Source organism: Streptomyces sp. AK010 (genome assembly GCF_014207295.1).
GTDB lineage: Bacteria > Actinomycetota > Actinomycetes > Streptomycetales > Streptomycetaceae > Streptomyces > Streptomyces massasporeus.
On sequence record NZ_JACHCX010000005.1, the window covers coordinates 182,357 to 199,706 of the forward strand.

13 protein-coding genes and 1 pseudogene are annotated in these 17,350 nt (G+C 71.3%); 6 read left to right on the forward strand and 8 right to left on the reverse strand.

The window, feature by feature from the left end:
* Positions 1-180 precede the first annotated feature (180 nt).
* From HDC93_RS11960 to uvrC, 5 genes are all read right to left on the reverse strand, one after another.
* Positions 181-3,135 (reverse strand): M14 family metallopeptidase, encoded by a 2,955-nt coding sequence (locus HDC93_RS11960; protein ID WP_185009981.1) that lies wholly within the window; start codon positions 3,133-3,135, stop codon positions 181-183.
* A gap of 151 nt (positions 3,136-3,286) precedes the next feature.
* Positions 3,287-4,276, reverse strand: coding sequence for a DNA-binding protein WhiA (gene whiA, locus HDC93_RS11965; RefSeq protein WP_031143855.1), 990 nt, complete (start codon positions 4,274-4,276; stop codon positions 3,287-3,289).
* Positions 4,267-5,361, reverse strand: coding sequence for a uridine diphosphate-N-acetylglucosamine-binding protein YvcK (yvcK, locus tag HDC93_RS11970; RefSeq protein ID WP_185009983.1), 1,095 nt, complete (start codon positions 5,359-5,361; stop codon positions 4,267-4,269). The genes whiA and yvcK overlap by 10 nt, the downstream gene beginning before the upstream one ends.
* Positions 5,358-6,317, reverse strand: coding sequence for an RNase adapter RapZ (rapZ, locus tag HDC93_RS11975; protein ID WP_185009985.1), 960 nt, complete (start codon positions 6,315-6,317; stop codon positions 5,358-5,360). Before rapZ ends, yvcK begins: the two co-directional genes overlap by 4 nt.
* Positions 6,314-8,407 (reverse strand): excinuclease ABC subunit UvrC, encoded by a 2,094-nt coding sequence (gene uvrC / locus HDC93_RS11980; protein ID WP_185009986.1) that lies wholly within the window; start codon positions 8,405-8,407, stop codon positions 6,314-6,316. Before uvrC ends, rapZ begins: the two co-directional genes overlap by 4 nt.
* Before the next feature lie 253 nt (positions 8,408-8,660).
* On the opposite strand from uvrC, the gene HDC93_RS11985 reads away from it, so the two are divergent.
* The 4 genes from HDC93_RS11985 (at position 8,661) to HDC93_RS12000 (ending at position 12,267) form a co-directional block, all read left to right on the forward strand.
* Positions 8,661-8,822 (forward strand): hypothetical protein, encoded by a 162-nt coding sequence (locus HDC93_RS11985; protein ID WP_185009987.1) that lies wholly within the window; start codon positions 8,661-8,663, stop codon positions 8,820-8,822.
* Between the two features lie 251 nt (positions 8,823-9,073).
* Complete coding sequence (locus HDC93_RS11990; protein WP_185009988.1) at positions 9,074-10,021, forward strand: hypothetical protein; 948 nt, start codon at positions 9,074-9,076, stop codon at positions 10,019-10,021.
* A 297-nt stretch (positions 10,022-10,318) separates the two neighbouring features.
* On the forward strand, positions 10,319-11,362 hold the full coding sequence (locus HDC93_RS11995) for a LacI family DNA-binding transcriptional regulator (RefSeq protein ID WP_185010393.1): 1,044 nt from the start codon (positions 10,319-10,321) through the stop codon (positions 11,360-11,362).
* A complete protein-coding gene (locus tag HDC93_RS12000; RefSeq protein ID WP_185009989.1) occupies positions 11,359-12,267 on the forward strand; it encodes a carbohydrate kinase in 909 nt (302 codons plus the stop codon). The genes HDC93_RS11995 and HDC93_RS12000 overlap by 4 nt, the downstream gene beginning before the upstream one ends.
* Positions 12,268-12,301: 34 nt before the next feature.
* On the opposite strand, the gene HDC93_RS12005 is transcribed toward HDC93_RS12000, so the two are convergent.
* Complete coding sequence (locus tag HDC93_RS12005; protein WP_311774541.1) at positions 12,302-12,724, reverse strand: hypothetical protein; 423 nt, start codon at positions 12,722-12,724, stop codon at positions 12,302-12,304.
* Complete coding sequence (locus HDC93_RS39605; RefSeq protein WP_398984896.1) at positions 12,717-12,827, reverse strand: hypothetical protein; 111 nt, start codon at positions 12,825-12,827, stop codon at positions 12,717-12,719. Before HDC93_RS39605 ends, HDC93_RS12005 begins: the two co-directional genes overlap by 8 nt.
* A 47-nt stretch (positions 12,828-12,874) precedes the next feature.
* Between HDC93_RS39605 and HDC93_RS12010 the strand changes: the two are divergent.
* Positions 12,875-13,312 (forward strand): annotated as a pseudogene (locus HDC93_RS12010) (YceI family protein); the annotation flags it as partial.
* A gap of 70 nt (positions 13,313-13,382) precedes the next feature.
* On the opposite strand, the gene uvrA reads toward HDC93_RS12010, so the two are convergent.
* The gene (gene uvrA, locus HDC93_RS12015; RefSeq protein ID WP_185009990.1) at positions 13,383-16,424 is read right to left on the reverse strand and encodes an excinuclease ABC subunit UvrA; all 3,042 of its coding nucleotides are present in this window, start codon (positions 16,422-16,424) and stop codon (positions 13,383-13,385) included.
* 222 nt (positions 16,425-16,646) lie between these two features.
* Here uvrA and HDC93_RS12020 point away from each other — a divergent pair, with 222 nt between their 5' ends.
* Positions 16,647-17,336, forward strand: coding sequence for a maleylpyruvate isomerase family mycothiol-dependent enzyme (locus tag HDC93_RS12020; protein ID WP_185009991.1), 690 nt, complete (start codon positions 16,647-16,649; stop codon positions 17,334-17,336).
* Positions 17,337-17,350 lie beyond the last annotated feature (14 nt).

Genomic DNA, 17,350 nt, shown 5'->3' on the forward strand with positions numbered 1-17,350 from the left:
CTGTTTGGGATGTCCCCGACCGCCTACGACCCTACCTCCCTGGAGCTCCGGTGGTGACATCCAGATGCCCCATACACGGCAGGGCGGTCCGTACCCGCCAGTAGGGGTACGGACCGCCCACCGCAGAGAGCAGGATCACTTGAACTGGCTACCCATGGTGTGTCCCGTTGACCTGGGACGTCACCCGTCGAGGGAAGCGAGCGCCTTCCTCATCAGCGCTGTCCGGGCGGCCGGTGCGGTGACGTGCTCCAGGCCGAAGCCCAGCAGCACGGTGTCGTCCGTGGTGACCGCGCCGTATGTCTGGAACAGGGCGCCGGTGCGGGCCCAGTCCTTGAGCACGGCCGGGCTCCCCTCGGGCGGTCCGGCGACCTTCCAGGCGCCGAGCGAGGTCTCGAAGCCCTCGGTCTCCCTGGCCGTGCCGCCGACGACGAGCGAGGCGTCGTCGGCGAGGACGCCGTGCCCGCCGCTGCCCGGGTCGGTGACGTAGCTGATCGAGATCTCGACCGTCTTGCCGGCGTAGGCGCTCAGGTCGAAGTTCACCTGCTGCCAGCCGTTGGAGGCGCCGGTGAGGCTGTTCCAGGTGCCAGTGGTGCCGGTCGCGGTGCAGCCGTCGTCCGCCACGGTCAGGTAGTGCTTCAGCCAGGGGTGCTCGTTGACGTAGAAGCCGCCCTCGCACTCCGTCGGCACCGCGCTCTTGGTGGCGCCTCCCGCCTCGGGGAGGGTCGTCCAGTCGTCGGCGCCCGGGGTGCGGGCCTCGACGATGGCGTGGTCGTAACCGGACTCGGTGTCCCAGAGCAGCTGGGTGCGTAGGGTCGGCTGCTCGGCCGCGGTGGTGCCGGTGAGGTCCACGGTGCGGGTGAGGCGCTTGTAGGCGTCGTCGGTGTGGACGGCGGCGGCCATCGCGGAGCCCGCGAACGGGCCGTACGGGTTGACCGTGCCGGCGAACTGCCCGGCGCCCTTGCTCGCGAACTGCGGGAAGTCGTCGGTCCCCAGTTCGTCCGAGGTGACGCTGTAGGTGCCGGCCTTGTCCAGCGGGTTGCCGGGGGCCGCGCCCAGCGGGCCGGTGACGCCGCCGAGCTCGCCGGAGCCGGTGAAGCCGGTGGCCCCGGTGGTGGCGGTGCGGGTGTAGGCGCCCAGGTAGTACTGGCTGAAGTCGTTCGACAGCGCGCCGCCGCCGAGGTCGACGTTGCCCCCGGCCTGCTCACCGGCCTCGATCAGCCGGCCGCCCTCGTTGAGGAAGGCCCGCAGCTGGAGCTGGGTGGCGACGCCCGGGACGCTCGCGCCCGTGTAGTGGACGACGGTGTCGAAGTGGCTCAGCACGCCGAGCGCGTCCGGCGCGCCCTGCTGGGCGACGTCCCAGACGATCGCCTTGCGTCCGCTCGCCATGAGGGCGTCCACGTACGTCTGCGCCTGCGTGGTGGTCGCGCCCTCCTCGGCGACGACGAGGGTGTTCGCCCGGGGCCGCTCGGCGACGGTGTAGGTGAAGCGCTGGCTGGAGAGCTTCTTGCCGTTCTTCGCCTCGCCGGTGAACCACACCTCGACCTTGTCGCCCGGCTCGCCGTCCTTGACCTTCGCCCGGTACTCGTCGAAGTAGAGGTTGTCCTCACCGCCGTAGGTCTCGCCGCCCTTCCAGGGCTTGAGCGCCATGTCGAGGGTGCGGCCGCCGTTGACGCGGTACTTGAGCTCCTTGTCGCGCACCGACTTGCGGACGACGACGGAGACCTCCTGGTCGGCGCCGCGGGAGTACGACGTGCCGAACGCGGCCGGAGTGAAGTCGGCGGCGCTCAGGCCGACCGACGAGGACGGCCGGTCGGGGTGGGCGGCGGACTCGGCGACGGAGAGCGCGAACGGGACGTTCTTGGCGAACTCCTGCTGGATCAGCTTCTCGTCGTCCGGGAAGGTGAAGACCGACTGGCAGTCGGACGCCTTCCACGCGTCGTTCGGGTCCAGGTCCGAGGCGGTCTGGCACGTCGACATCTCTGGGGTGAACATCGCCAGGCCGTTGACGTTCGCCGCGTGGCCGTCGGCCTCACCGTTGGTGGTGTACAGCTCGGAGGAGAGCTGCGGGTGGTAGCCCGGGATCGCGGGGTTGTCGGGCGTGCCGGCGAGCGCCTCGTACAGGACGTCGTCGGGAGTGTGCGTGGCCACCTGCCAGCCGACTCCGTAAAGGATGAGTTCGGCGGCGGAGTGGTAGTTGATGCCGTACGTGAAGCCGATGCGCTTCTGGAAGGCGTCCAGGGCCTGGGTCTCCGGCTCGGAGTTCGGGCCAGCGCCGCGGTAGGTCTGGCTGGTGGGGTTGGGGGACGAGCCCTCGTCGTCGTAGCCCCACTTGTAGGCGAAGTTGCGGTTGAGGTCGACGCCGTCGCCGGTGGTGATGGTGCCGTCGCCGTTGACGTCCCGCAGGTTCTTGCGCCACTGGCGGTTGGCCGGATCCGCGAAGGTGTAGTCGTAGCCGTCGGGGTTGGCCGACAGCAGGAACCACAGTTCGGTGGAGTCGACGATCTTCTTGACGCGCCGGTCCTTCTTGTAGTTGTCGAGGTAGTGGTGCATCAGGCGCCGGGTCATCTCCGGCGTGATCCACTCGCGCGCGTGCTGGTTGGACATGTAGAGGACGGAGGGCTTGGAGCCGTCCTTCGCTCTCTTCGCGCCCTTGGTGAGCTTCAGCGCGAGGATGTCCTGGCCCTTGACGGTCTTGCCGATGGAGACGACCTTGGTGAGGTCCGGGTTCTCCTGGGCGGTGCGCAGGAGTTCCTCCCGCAGGCCCCCCTTGCCGCTGTACGGGCGGAACACGCCCTCGGCGGCGTCCTCGACGCGGGCCTCGGCCCGGGTGGAGAGTTCGTGCTCGGTGAGGCCGACGCCCTGCTTCTCCAGCTTCTTCGCCTGCTGGTCCGTCAGGTAGACCTCGACGGTCGCGGTGCCCCTCTCGGGCACCCGCTCACTCAGTTCGTGGCCGTCCTGGCCGGCCGCCAGCAGCAGGGGTACCTGTTTCTGGGTGACCTCGGCGCGGAAGACCTTGACTTCGTCCGGGTCGGACGGGGTCGAACTGACCGGTTGCGCCTGGGCGATGGGCGCGAGGCTCGCTCCGCCGATCAGGAGCGCGCCGACAGCGAGGATCGATCTCGCTCTTCGTCTCATGAACCCCCCTTGCGTGGGTCCGCCACAGCAGCGAACAGATGCCAGGCTCATGACAGACCATGATCGAGTCAAGGGTGCCTCTGCGACACGCAAAAGCCGGTGCCGGTCACCCAAGTGGGCTCCGGCACGGGCTTTCTGACGTCGTGTGGGATCAGCCAACCAGGTTGTCGGCCAGCTCGTCGCTGAGGTTGGCCTCCGTGCCCGGGATGCCGAGGTCGGAGGCGCGCTTGTCGGCCATGGCCAGCAGGCGACGGATCCGGCCGGCGACGGCGTCCTTGGTCAGCGGCGGGTCGGCGAGCGCGCCCAGCTCCTCCAGGGAGGCCTGCTTGTGCTCCATGCGCAGCCGGCCGGCCGCGGCGAGGTGCTCGGGCACGTCGTCGGCGAGGATCTCCAGGGCTCGCTGCACCCGGGCACCGGCGGCGACGGCCGCGCGGGCCGAGCGGCGCAGGTTGGCATCGTCGAAGTTGGCCAGCCGGTTCGCTGTGGCGCGCACCTCACGGCGCATCCGGCGCTCCTCCCAGGCCAGCACCGACTCGTGCGCGCCGAGGCGCGTCAGCAGCGCGCCGATCGCGTCACCGTCCCGGACGACGACCCGGTCCACGCCACGCACCTCGCGGGCCTTCGCGGCGATCGACAGCCGGCGGGCGGCACCGACCAGGGCGAGCGCCGCCTCGGGGCCCGGGCAGGTCACCTCCAGGGAGGAGGAGCGGCCGGGCTCGGTGAGCGAGCCGTGCGCCAGGAACGCGCCACGCCAGGCGGCCTCGGCGTCGCAGGTGGCCCCCGAGACCACCTGCGGGGGCAGGCCGCGGATCGGGCGGCCCCGCCCGTCGACCAGGCCGGTCTGGCGGGCGAGCTGGTCGCCGCCCGCCACCACGCGCACCACGTAGCGCGAGCCTCGCCGCAGCCCGCCCGGAGCCATCACGATCAGCTCGGAGCTGTGGCCGAAGATCTCCAGGATGTCCCGCTTGAGACGGCGGGCCGCCATCGCGGTGTCCAGCTCCGCCTCGATCACGATCCGACCGCTCACCAGGTGAAGGCCGCCGGCGAACCGCAGAATGGCGGAGACCTCCGCCTTTCTGCAGCAGGTCCGGGTGACGGGGAGCCGGGAGATCTCATCCTTCACCGCTGCCGTCATCGCCATGGGCCGATCCTTCCATGCATCCGAAAAATACGGTCGTACGCGGCGGCCAACAGCTCCGGGTCGTGCCTCGGGGTTCCGTCGGGTCTGGCCACCGGCGCCAGCTCGACCGCGGCCCCGAACCGCTTGGCGGCATCGGTCAGGGAGTCACGGTCGGGCACGGCGGCCTCGTCGGCCAGCACCACGTCCAGGGCGAGTTTAGGGGCGTGTCGTCCCAAAACCTCCAAATGACGCTGCGGGGAGAAGCCCTCGGTTTCTCCGGGCTGCGGCGCGAGGTTCAGGGAGAGTACCCGGCGGGCCCTCGTCTGCGTGAGCGCGTCCAGCAGCTCGGGCACCAGCAGGTGCGGGATGACCGAGGAGAACCAGGAGCCGGGGCCGAGCACCACCCAGTCCGCGTCCAGGACGGCCTCGACCGCCTCGGGCACGGCCGGCGGGTCGTTCGGCACGACATGTACGGACTGCACCTCACCCGGGGTGAGGGCGACGGTCGCCTGGCCGCGGACCGTGTCGACCTCCTCCGGGCGCTCCGGGTCGTGCCCCTTGACCAGGGCCTGCAGCTCCAGCGGCACGGCGGACATGGGCAGCACGCGACCCTGGGCGCCGAGCAGGCGTCCGACCAGGTCGAGGGCCTGCACGTGGTCGCCGAGCTGCTCCCAGAGGGCGACGATCAGCAGGTTGCCGACCGCGTGTTCGTGCAGGTCGCCCTGGGACTGGAAGCGGTGCTGGATGACCCGGGCCCAGGTCTGGCCCCAGTCGTCGTCACCGCACAGGGCGGCCAGCGCCTTGCGCAGGTCGCCGGGCGGCAGCACGCCCAGCTCGTCGCGCAGCCGGCCGCTGGAGCCGCCGTCGTCGGCCACGGTGACGACGGCGGTGAGGTCGCCGGTGATCCGGCGCAGCGCGGCGAGCGAGGCGGACAGGCCCATGCCGCCGCCGAGGGCGACGACCTTGGGCTGGGTGCCCCGGCGGCGCGGTTTGCCGCCCCGGGCCTCGGCGGGCCGGCCGCCCTTGCCGCCGGGGGCGCCCTTCCCGCCGTTGCCGTCGGGCACCACCCGGCGCAGCCGGCTCAGCCGCGGTGTACGTCGTGTCATTCGCGTCCCATGTCCCGGTGTACGACCACCGTCTCCACGCCCTCGGCGGCGAGCCGGGCGGCGAGCTTCTCCGACATGGCGACGGAGCGGTGCTTGCCGCCCGTGCAGCCCACGGCGATGGTCACGTAGCGCTTGCCCTCGCGGCGGTAGCCGGTGGCGACGAGCTGGAGGAGCTCCGTATAGCGGTCCAGGAACTCCTTGGCGCCGGGCTGGTTGAAGACGTACCCGGAGACCTCGTCGTTGAGGCCGGTGAACGGGCGCAGCTCCGGGACCCAGTGCGGGTTCGGCAGGAAGCGGCAGTCGACGACGAGGTCGGCGTCGACCGGCAGGCCGTACTTGTAGCCGAACGACATGACCGTGGCCCGCAGCTCCGGCTCCTCCTCGCCTGCGAACTGGGCGTCCATCTTGGCGCGCAGCTCGTGCACGTTCAGGCTGGAGGTGTCGATCACCAGGTCGGCGTCGCCGCGCAGCTCGCGCAGCAGCTCGCGCTCGGCGGCGATGCCGTCGACGATGCGGCCGTCGCCCTGGAGGGGGTGCGGGCGGCGCACCGACTCGAAGCGGCGGACCAGGGCCTCGTCGGAGGACTCCAGGAAGACGATCCGCCGTGTGACGTTCTTCGCCTCCAGGTCGGCGAGGGACTCGCGGAGGTTGTCGAAGAAGCGGCGGCCGCGGACGTCGACGACGACGGCGATCCTCGCCACGTTGCCCTGGGAGCGGGCGCCGAGCTCCACCATGGTGGGGATCAGCGCGGGTGGCAGGTTGTCCACGACGAACCAGCCGAGGTCCTCCAGGCACTTCGCGGCCGTCGAGCGGCCCGCCCCGGACATGCCGGAGATGATCACCAGCTCGGGGATGGCCGCGTCCGGGACCTGGGCCTTGTCGTTGGGCGTGCCCGTACTCACGTGTGCTCCGTCTCCGGCTTGCTCTTGTTGCCCGTGGTGCTCGTTCACATTCATGTCTCCTGCCCCCGTCGTTCGTCCGGGGCGCCCGCTGCCACGGGCTCCCCACTGGAACCCATGGTGCCCGGTTCCTCTTCCATGATCTCTCCAGTCGCCGTGTTGACGGCGGGTGCGGCCGGGGCCGAGCGGGCGAGGGCCACGGCGATCGTCTCGGCCGTCTTGCGGCCTATGCCGGGGACCTCGCAGATCTGGTCGATCGTGGCGGATCGCAGTTTCTTCAACGAACCGAAGTGCTTCAGAAGTGCCTGCTTGCGCGTGTCCCCGAGGCCGGGGACGTCGTCCAGGGGGCTGGAGCGGAAGCGCTTGGACCGCTTCGCGCGCTGGTAGGTGATCGCGAACCTGTGGGCCTCGTCACGGACGCGCTGGAGCAGGTACAGGCCCTCGCTGGTGCGGGGCAGGACCACCGGGTCGTCGTCGCCGGGCAGCCAGACCTCCTCGAGGCGCTTGGCGAGGCCGCACACGGCGATGTCGTCGATGCCGAGCTCGTCCAGGGCGCGCCGGGCGGCCGCGACCTGCGGGGCGCCGCCGTCGACGACCACGAGCTGGGGCGGGTAGGCGAACTTCTTGGGGCGGCCGTCGTCCTCGGTGGGGCCGGTCCCGACGATGTCACCGTTCCTGTCGATCTCGGGTGTCTCGGCGCTCTCAGGGGTCTCGGCGCTCTCGCCGTCGGTCCACTCCCCCGTCTTCTCCTTCTCCGCGAGATAGCGACGGAAGCGGCGGGTGATCACCTCGTGCATGGAGCGGACGTCGTCCTGGCCGGCGAAGCCCTTGATCTGGAAGCGGCGGTACTCGCTCTTGCGGGCGAGCCCGTCCTCGAAGACGACCATGGAGGCCACGACGTCGTCGCCCTGGAGGTGGGAGATGTCGTAGCACTCGATCCTGAGCGGGGCGCTGTCCAGGTCGAGGGCGTCGGCGATCTCCTCCAGGGCGCGCGAGCGCGTGGTCAGGTCGGAGGCGCGCTTGGTCTTGTGCAGCACGAGCGCCTGCTGGGCGTTGCGCTCCACGGTCTCCATGAGGGCCTTCTTGTCGCCGCGCTGCGGGATACGCAGGGAGACACCGGAGCCGCGCCGCCCGGCGAGCCACTCCTGGACCGGCTCGACGGGGTCGGGCAGCGCCGGGACCAGGACCTCCTTGGGGACGGCGTCGCCCGTCTCCTCCCCGTACAGCTGCTGCAGGGCGTGCTCGACGAGGGCGCCGGTGGTGATCTCCTCCACCTTGTCGGTGACCCAGCCGCGCTGGCCGCGCACGCGTCCGCCGCGTACGTGGAAGATCTGGACGGCCGCCTCCAGCTCGTCCTCGGCGACCGCGATCAGGTCGGCGTCGGTCGCATCGGCGAGCACGACCGCGTTCTTCTCCATGGCCTTCTTCAGGGCGCCGATGTCGTCGCGCAGCCGGGCCGCGCGCTCGTACTCCATCTCGTCGGCCGCTTCCGCCATCTGCTTCTCCAGCCGGCGGATGTAGGTGTTGGTCCGGCCGGTCATGAAGTCGCAGAACTCGTCGGCCAGTTCGCGGTGCTCCTCGGCGGAGACGCGGTCCACGCAGGGGGCCGAGCACTTGCCGATGTAGCCGAGGAGGCAGGGGCGGCCGGTGCGGGCCGCGTTCTTGAACACGCCGGCCGAGCAGGTGCGTACAGGGAAGACGCGCAGCAGCAGGTCGACGGTGTCGCGGATCGCCCACGCGTGCGCGTACGGCCCGAAGTACCGGACGCCCTTCTTCTTGTGACCGCGCATCACCTGCACGCGCGGGTACTCCTCGTTCATCGTCACCGCGAGGTACGGGTAGCTCTTGTCGTCGCGGTACTTGACGTTGAACCGGGGGTCGTACTCCTTGATCCACGAGTACTCCAGCTGGAGCGCCTCGACCTCCGTGGACACCACCGTCCACTCCACGGACGCCGCCGTGGTCACCATGGAGCGGGTGCGCGGGTGCAGGCCCGCCAGGTCCTGGAAGTAGTTCGCCAGGCGCTGGCGCAGGCTTTTCGCCTTTCCGACGTAGATCACCCGGCGGTGCTCGTCACGGAACCTGTAGACCCCCGGCGAGTCGGGGATCTCACCCGGTTTGGGGCGGTAGCTGGAGGGGTCGGCCATGTCTCACACCCTACTGGCGAGCACCGACACTCCGGCGCGGCCGCGGGCCGCGATCACGGCCCCGCCGGGAGGCAGTTTCCAACGGCATGTCCCGCCCAGGGGTTACGGCCCCCCGGGAGCGGGAATGTGGCTCACCCACGGGACACGGCGACGTCCGGCGGGCGGGGCCCGTCCCGGGTGCAGGCACAGGTTGTCGGTGCGGACCGTCGTTCCCCCTGGGGGCGGGCGGGCCACGGGTCGGAGGGCTGCGCACATGAAGCAGATGCGGATCGAGAAAACCCGGCGGGCGGTCCGTGCCCGCAGGTACACGGACGAGCCGTTGGCGCTGCGCGACGCCCTGGACCCGCGCGATCCCGACATCGCGCGGGCCAAGCGCCTGGCCCTGAAGGAACAGGGTGGAAGCGACCGCTCCTAGAAGCACAGGTCGACTGCGAACGCCCGGGGCGCACGCCCCGGGCGTTCGCATGTCCGGACGGAACCGGCCGGGAGTGTGTACGTCACTGTCCGGCATCAGGTGTTGTCGGGACCAGGTCAACACGCTTCAATGCGGGGGAACTCGGGGCCCTGAACGACGGCGTACGGATGTGAAGAGCTGCCCTGCGCCTCTGTGACGGCCCCGCGCGAACGGTCTGACCAGCCGTTGCCGACTCAGAGAGAGGCCCCTGCATGCCGCACGCCACACAGCACGCGGACGTCGCCACCGCGGAACTGGACTCGGCCCTGCGAGGCGGCCCCTTCCACGTCGCCCTGCGGGCCGCGATCGCCGCCCGCGGACTGCCCCTGCAGCGCGTGCAGCACCATCTGTCCCGCCACGGTGTGAAGGTCGGCGTCACGAGCCTGAGTTACTGGCAGCAGGGGGCCCGGCGCCCGCAGCGCCCCGAGTCGCTGCGGGCCGTGCGCGCGCTGGAGGAGATCCTGGAGCTTCCCGAGGAGTCGCTGATCCGGCTGCTCGCCGAGTCCGGGGAGAGCCCGTCCGGGCTGCGGTCCGCCGCCCGCTCCTACCGCTCCCTCGTCGAGGCCTCCGGGGTCCTGGACCAGTTGCTGGCCGAGCTGGACTGCCCGCCGGACGGGGGCCTGCACACCCTCGGCCACCACGAACGGCTGCGGATCGGCGCGCGGCGCGAGCTGGCCGAGCGCGAGTCGCACCACATCGTGCGCGCCCACCGGGACGGCATCGACCGCTTCGTGGCCGTCCACCACGGCGACCGGGGAGCCACGCCGGAGCTGATGCGGGTGCACGCCCTGGAGAACTGCCGTACCGGACGCGTCCGTTGGCACCGTGACACGGGCGTGCTCGCTGCCGAGCTGCTCTTCGACACCCGGCTGCGGGCCGGGGACACCTTCCTGTTCCGCTACGGCGTCGAGGACGGCACGGCGGGTGTGTCACGCGAGTACGTGCGCGGCTTCGACTCCCCCGGCGGTCAGTACGCCCTCCAGGTGTGCTTCGACGCGGTGGCCGTGCCGGTGCGCTGCCACCGCTTCACCCAGCACTCGGCGGCGGCGCCGCGCAGCGGCTGCCAGGACCTGGCGCTGAGCGGACGGCACCGGTCGGTGCATCTGGTCGAGCCGCGGCTCCGGGCGGGGTTCCTGGGGATCGGCTGGGACTGGGAGTAGGGGCTCGCCGGGCGGCGGCCGGCTGTTCGTGCCGCTGCCCGGGGTGTCCGGCCTGCTGCCCGGCGTCCGGCCTGCTGCCCGGCGTCCGGCCTGCTGCCCGGCGTCCGTCCTACCGCCCGGCGTCCGTCCTGCTGCCCGGTGTCTGGACAGCTGCCCGGTGTCCGTCCTGCTGCCCGGTGTCCGGACGGCTGCCCAGTGTCTGGACGCGCGGACGTAAACGTTTGCGCAATCGTTTACGTCCGTCGCAGGATGCGGTACGTTCCCCGCCTGGACCTGATGGAGGAGGCGGGGAACGGCATGGCGACCATGGCCGACGTCGCGCGGAGCGCCGGTGTCTCCGTGGCGACGGTCTCGCATGTGCTGAACGGCACCCGGCCGGTGCTGCCGCACACCCGCCAGGCGGTCCTGGACGCCGTGGAGGAGCTCGGCTACACGACGAACACGCTGGCCCGTTCCCTGGTGACGGCCCGCACCCGTTCCATCGGGCTGGCGGTGTCGGCGATCAGCAACCCGTACTTCACGGAGATCCTCCAGGGCGTGGAGGCCGCCGCGCTGGCGGCGGGCTACAGCCTGCTGATCGCCGATCCGCACGACGACCCGGGGCACGAGCGCAAGGTCGTCCAGCTGCTGCACGAGCGCCGCGTGGACGGCATGATCGTCGCCCCCTCCGCCGATCCGCGTGACCTGCTCGCCTACCTCGAGCGGCACGACGTGCCGGCCGTGTTCCTGGACCGGCTGGTGGACGAGCCGGAGGCGGACTGCGGTCCGCGGTTCGACCAGGTGTGCGCCGACAACGCCGAACCGATGTCCCGGCTGGTCACCCATCTCGCCGGGCTCGGTCACCGGCGGATCGGGCTGGTGGCCGGGCGGCCGGGGCTCAGTACCACCAGCGAGCGGATCACCGGCTACCGCAGCGGTCTGGCCTTCGCGGGGCTGGCGTACGACGAGCGGCTGCTGGTGCACGGCGACTCGGAATCGACCGGCGCCGAGCAGGCCACCGAGGCCCTGCTGTCCCTGGGCGTGCCGCCCACCGCACTCGTCACCGGCAACAACGCCATGACCATCGGGGTGCTGCGCGCCCTGAGCGCGCACGGCCTGTCCGTGCCGGGCGACATCGCACTGTGCTGCTTCGACGACTTCGCGTGGGCGGATCTGTTCTCGCCCCGGCTCACCGCGATCGCCCAGCCCGGCAGGGACATCGGCGCGCGGGCCGTTGGCGTGCTCCTGGAGCGTCTCGCCGAGCCGGACCGGGCCGCTCGGACCGTGCGTCTGCCCTGCACCTTCGTCCACCGCACGTCGTGCGGCTGTACCAGCCCGTCCGAGGAAGGAACCCCGTCATGATCGTCGTCGCCGGTGAGGCACTGATCGACCTGGTGCCGCAGGGCACGGGTGCCCTCGCGGCGCTGCAGCCGGCGCTCGGCGGCGGCCCGTTCAACACGGCCGTGGCGCTGGGCCGCCTCGGCTCCCCCGCCGCCTTCTGCTCCCGGGTGTCGGTGGACGCCTTCGGGGAGGCCCTGCTGGACCGGTTGCGGGAGACCGGGGTCGACGTGGCCTCGGTGCAGCGCGGCTCCGAGCCCACGACCCTCGCCGTCGCCACGGTCGGCGCGGACGGCTCGGCGGCGTACTCCTTCTACGTCGACGGGACGGCGGACCGGCTGTTCGCGGCGCCCTCCACGCTGCCGCCCGATACCCGGGCGATCTCCTTCGGTACCTGCTCGCTGGTGCTGGAGCCCGGGGCGAGCGCGTACGAGGAGCTGATGCGCCGGGCGGCCGCGCAGGGCGTGTTCACCGCGCTGGACCCGAACATCAGGGCCGGCCTGATCCCGGACGCGGACGCCTACCGGGCGCGGTTCAAGAGCTGGCTGCCGTCGGTGACGCTGCTGAAGCTGTCCGAGGAGGACGCCGCGTGGCTGGGCGGCACGCCCAAGGAGTGGCTGTCGGCCGGTCCGGCGGCGGTCGTGATCACCCGGGGCGGCGACGGGCTGACCGCTTTCACCGCCGACGGCGGCGAGTACGCGGTGCCGGGCGAGGGCGTGGAGGTCGTGGACACGATCGGCGCGGGCGACACCGTCAACGCGGCCCTGCTGCACGGGCTCGCGGAGCGCGACGCCCTCAGCGCCCGCGCACTCACCGGACTGGGATCCGCGGGCTGGACGGAACTGCTGGGCTTCGCGGCCCGTGCGGCGGCGGTGACCTGCTCTCGGGCCGGGGCGGAGCCGCCGTACGCGCACGAGCTGCAGGGCTGACTCCGGCAGGGTCCCGTGGTGTGCCGGGGATGCTTCAGCCGGTCTCCCCCATCGCGACCGCCCGCAGTGCGCCCGGGCGGCGGCCGTGGAGGCGGTCCAGGGCGACGGCCGTGGCCTCGTCCGCGGGCAGGTGGACGACGAGCTGCTGCCCCTCGTCGGGGAGCGCGAGCGTCTCGTGCAGCAGCCGCAGGGAACCGGCCTCGGGGTGCTCGATGTGCTGGGACCCCGTCGGCCGGGGTGTCCTGGCCAGGTCGGCGAACCGGTCGGCGAAGTCCGCGCCCGCCGTCACCGTCAGTTCGTCGGCAAGCTCGGCGAGGCAGGGGTCTCTGAGGGGGACCCCGTGCCGGAGCCGGGCGACGAGGTCGTCGGCCACCCGGTCCCAGTCGCGGTGTGCGCTGCGTGCCCGCTCGTCGGTGAACAGGTACCGGAGCAGGTTGGGGCGCTCGTCGTCAAGCAGGCCGGGGGGGGCGGACCAGCCGCTCGTACCCGGCTGTGTGGGCGAGGACGTCGCCGATCCAGTTGACCACCAGTGCGGGAGCCGGCTCCAGGTGGTCCAGCACGGCCCGTACGGTGGGGCGCGCCGAGCGGCTGAGCGACGGGGCCGCGGCGCAGACCATTCGAGCGGCTGGAGGCCGGACTGTTCGTCGGGGAGCGGCTCGAGGACGTGCACGTCTCCGCGACCGTCGACCTGGCCTCGGTCGACACCGGCAACGCCGACCGGGACGCGCACGCCCGCGCCTCCGACCTGCTCGATGTGGAGAAGCGCCCGACGATGACGTACCGCTCGACGCGGGTGTCGGGCGAGGGTGAGGGCGGGTCCATGGAGGGCGAGCTGACGATCGGCGACGTGACCCGCCCGGTGACGTTCGCCGTGGAGTTCGGCGGTCTGGTCGACGTGCCCATGGACGGCAGCCGGCACGCCGGGTTCGAGGCGACGGGCGAGATCCGGCGCAGCGACTTCGGGCTGGACTTCACCCCCGGTCTGCTCGGCGACGTGGTCAAGATCCAGCTCGACATGCAGTTCGTGGAGCCGAAGGCCGCCTGACCGCGCACGAAACGCGCCGTGCCCCACAGGTCGTGGCCTGTGGGGCACGGCGCGTTCGGCAGGGAGGACCTCAGCCCTTGCTGGTCCGGGTCGTCTTCTTCGCGGCGGCCTTGGTGGTCTTGGTCGCCGTCTTCTTGGCGGCCGTGCTGTCGACCGTCTTGATGGCGGTCTTGCGGGCCGACGCCGTCTTGGCGGCGACCGTCTTGCGAGCCGCCGTCTTGCGCGCGGCCGTCTTGCGGGGCGCCTTCACCGAGGACGCGTCGCTGACGCGGTCGGCGCCGAGGATCTCCCGCAGGAACTTGCCGGTGTGGCTGGCCGGGACCCCGGCCACCTGCTCGGGCGTGCCCTCGGCGACGACCAGACCACCGCCGGCGCCTCCTTCGGGGCCCATGTCGACGATCCAGTCGGCCGTCTTGATCACGTCGAGGTTGTGCTCGATGACGATGACCGTGTTGCCCTTGTCGACCAGCCCGGACAGGACCGTCAGCAGCTTGCTGATGTCCTCGAAGTGCAGACCGGTGGTCGGCTCGTCCAGGACGTAGACCGTGCGGCCGGTGGAGCGCTTCTGCAGCTCGCTGGCGAGCTTCACGCGCTGCGCCTCACCGCCGGACAGGGTGGTCGCGGCCTGGCCGAGGCGGACGTAGCCGAGGCCGACGTCCTTCAGCGTGTTGAGGTGCCGGGCGATCGCGGGGACCGCCTCGAAGAACGCCGTGGCCTCCTCGATCGGCATGTTCAGGACCTCGGCGATGGACTTGCCCTTGTAGTGGACCTCCAGGGTCTCCCGGTTGTACCGGGCGCCGTGGCAGACCTCGCACGGGACGTAGACGTCCGGGAGGAAGTTCATCTCGATCTTGATGGTGCCGTCGCCCGCGCAGTTCTCGCAGCGGCCGCCCTTGACGTTGAAGGAGAAGCGGCCGGGCAGGTAGCCGCGGACCTTCGCCTCGGTGGTCTCGGCGAACAGCTTGCGGATGTGGTCGAAGACGCCGGTGTACGTGGCCGGGTTGGAGCGCGGGGTGCGGCCGATGGGCGACTGGTCCACGTGCACGACCTTGTCGACGAGGTCGTCGCCGTCCACGCGCGTGTGCCGCCCGGGCACGCTCCGGGCGCCGTTCAGCTCGCGGGCCAGGTGCGTGTAGAGGATGTCGTTGACCAGCGTCGACTTGCCGGAGCCGGACACGCCGGTGACGGCGGTGAACACGCCCAGGGGGAACGACACGTCGATGTCCTGGAGGTTGTTCTCCCGGGCGCCGTGCACCGTGAGCTGCCGGGAGGGGTCCAGCGGCCGGCGGATGTCGGGCAGCGGGATGGCCTTCTTGCCGGACAGGTACTGACCGGTCTGCGATTCGGCGTTGGCGAGGAGCTCCTTCAGGGAGCCGCTGTGCACGACCTTGCCGCCGTGCTCACCGGCGCCGGGGCCGATGTCGACGACCCAGTCGGCCATCTTGATCGTGTCCTCGTCGTGCTCGACGACGATGAGCGTGTTGCCCATGTCGCGCAGACGGACCAGGGTCTCGATCAGCCGGTGGTTGTCGCGCTGGTGCAGACCGATGGACGGCTCGTCGAGGACGTACAGGACGCCGACGAGGCCGGAGCCGATCTGGGTGGCCAGACGGATGCGCTGGGCCTCGCCGCCGGACAGGGTGCCGGCCGCGCGGTTCAGCGAGAGGTAGTCGAGGCCGACGTCGACCAGGAACCGCAGCCGCTCGTTGACCTCCTTCAGCACGCGCTCGGCGATCTTCTTGTCGCGGGCGGTGAGCTTCAGCTCGCCCAGGAAGTCCGCGCAGTCGCTGATCGACATCGCGGAGACCTCGGCGATGGACTTGTCCATGACCGTGACCGCGAGGACGATCGGCTTCAGGCGCGTGCCCGAACAGGTCGGGCAGGGCACCTCGCGCATGTAGCCCTCGAAGCGCTCGCGGCTGGAATCGCTCTCGGCCTCGCTGTGCCGGCGCTTGACGAACGGGACGGCGCCCTCGAAGGCCGTGGTGTACCGGCGCTCACGGCCGTAGCGGTTGCGGTAGCGGACCTCGACCTGGGTCTTGTGGCCGTGGAGAAGGGCCTTCTTGGCGCGCTGCGGCAGGCCGCCGAAGGGGATGTCCGTGCGGAAGCCCAGCGCCTCGGCGAGGGCGCCGATGAGGCGGCCGAAGTAGTCCTTGGTGTGGCCGTGCGACCAGGGGTGGATGGCGCCCTCGTCGAGGCTCTTGTCCGGGTCCGGGACGATCAGCTCCGGGTCGACCTCCATGCGCGTGCCGATGCCGGTGCAGTCCGGGCAGGCGCCGAAGGGCGAGTTGAAGGAGAAGGAGCGGGGCTCGAGCTCCTCGAAGGACAGGTCGTCGTACGGGCAGTACAGGTGCTCCGAGAACATGCGCTCGCGCTCGGGGTCGTCCTCGGGGAGGTCGACGAAGTCGAGCACGACCATGCCGCCGGACAGACCGAGGGCGGTCTCGACGGAGTCGGTGAGGCGGCGCTTGGCGCCGTCCTTGACGGTGAGGCGGTCGACGACCACCTCGATGGTGTGCTTCTCCTGCTTCTTCAGCGTGGGCGGGTTCGACAGCTGGATCGTCTCGCCGTCCACCCGCGCGCGGGAGTAGCCCTTGGTCTGGAGATCACCGAAGAGGTCGACGAACTCGCCCTTGCGCTCGCGCACCAGCGGCGACAGTACCTGGAAACGGCTGCCCTCGGGCAGCTCGAGGACCCGGTCGACGATGGCCTGGGGCGACTGGCGCGCGATCGGGCGGGAGCACTCGGGGCAGTGCGGCTTGCCGATGCGCGCGAAGAGCAGACGCAGGTAGTCGTAGACCTCGGTGATGGTGCCGACCGTGGAGCGCGGGTTGCGCGAGGTCGACTTCTGGTCGATGGAGACGGCCGGGGAGAGGCCCTCGATGAAGTCGACGTCCGGCTTGTCCATCTGGCCGAGGAACTGCCGGGCGTACGAGGAGAGGGACTCCACGTAGCGCCGCTGTCCCTCCGCGAAGATGGTGTCGAAGGCCAGCGAGGACTTGCCCGACCCCGACAGGCCCGTGAAGACGATGAGCGAGTCGCGCGGGAGGTCGAGCGAGACGTTCTTGAGGTTGTGCTCGCGCGCTCCACGAACGATGAGACGGTCGGCCACGCCGGTCCGCACCTTTCTTGAGAGAAGTGACAGGGGCGGGGCCCCCGTCTTTCCCAGACTAGGGGGAGCCACTGACAACGCCGGTCGGGTGCACGGGTTGTCAACAAACCCCGGCTCTCCAGCATGCCCGACGCCACGTCCGACCATATAGCACGTGCTTTCGAATTACGGCACTGCTTCACCACCTTCACCCGAAGGAGTGGCGGAGCTAGTGTCAGCACCATGATTGATCACGCTCATGACCTGGCGTCTGTACGTGACGCGACGGATCGACTGCTGACCGCAGTCGGCGCACTGGACAACACCTCTGTGACCCACCCGTCACGGCTGCCCGGCTGGAGCCGCGGTCACGTCCTGGCTCACCTCGCCCGCAACGCGGACGCCCTCGTGAACGTGCTCCAGGGGCGCCCCATGTACGTGTCCGGCGAGGCCCGGGACGCGGACATCGAGCGGGACGCCCCGCGCGGCCTCGAGGTCCAGCTCGCCGACCTGCGGGAGAGCGCGGCCCGCTTCCAGGAGGCCGGGGACGCTCCCGCGGACTGGGCACGCACGGTGGTGCTGCGCAACGGGGTCACGGACTCCGCGTCCCGGGTGCCGTTCCGGCGGTGGGTCGAGGTGGAGCTGCATCACGTGGACCTGGGGATCGGATACGAGCTGGAGGATCTTCCGGCGGATTTCACCGAGCGGGAGATCGACTTCCTCGCCGACCGGTTCGCCGGACACCCTGACGTGCCGCCCACACGCCTCACCGACGGCACGCGCGCGTGGCGGACGGGACGGGACGCGGAGGGCGGGCCGGAGGCGACCGTCACGGGCTCCCCGGCGGACCTGTTGGGCTGGCTCGCCGGCCGCCGCACCGGCGCCGCACTGACGGTGGACGGAGGCCCGCTGCCGGCCCTGCCCCCGCTGTAGGACAGCCGCCCCGG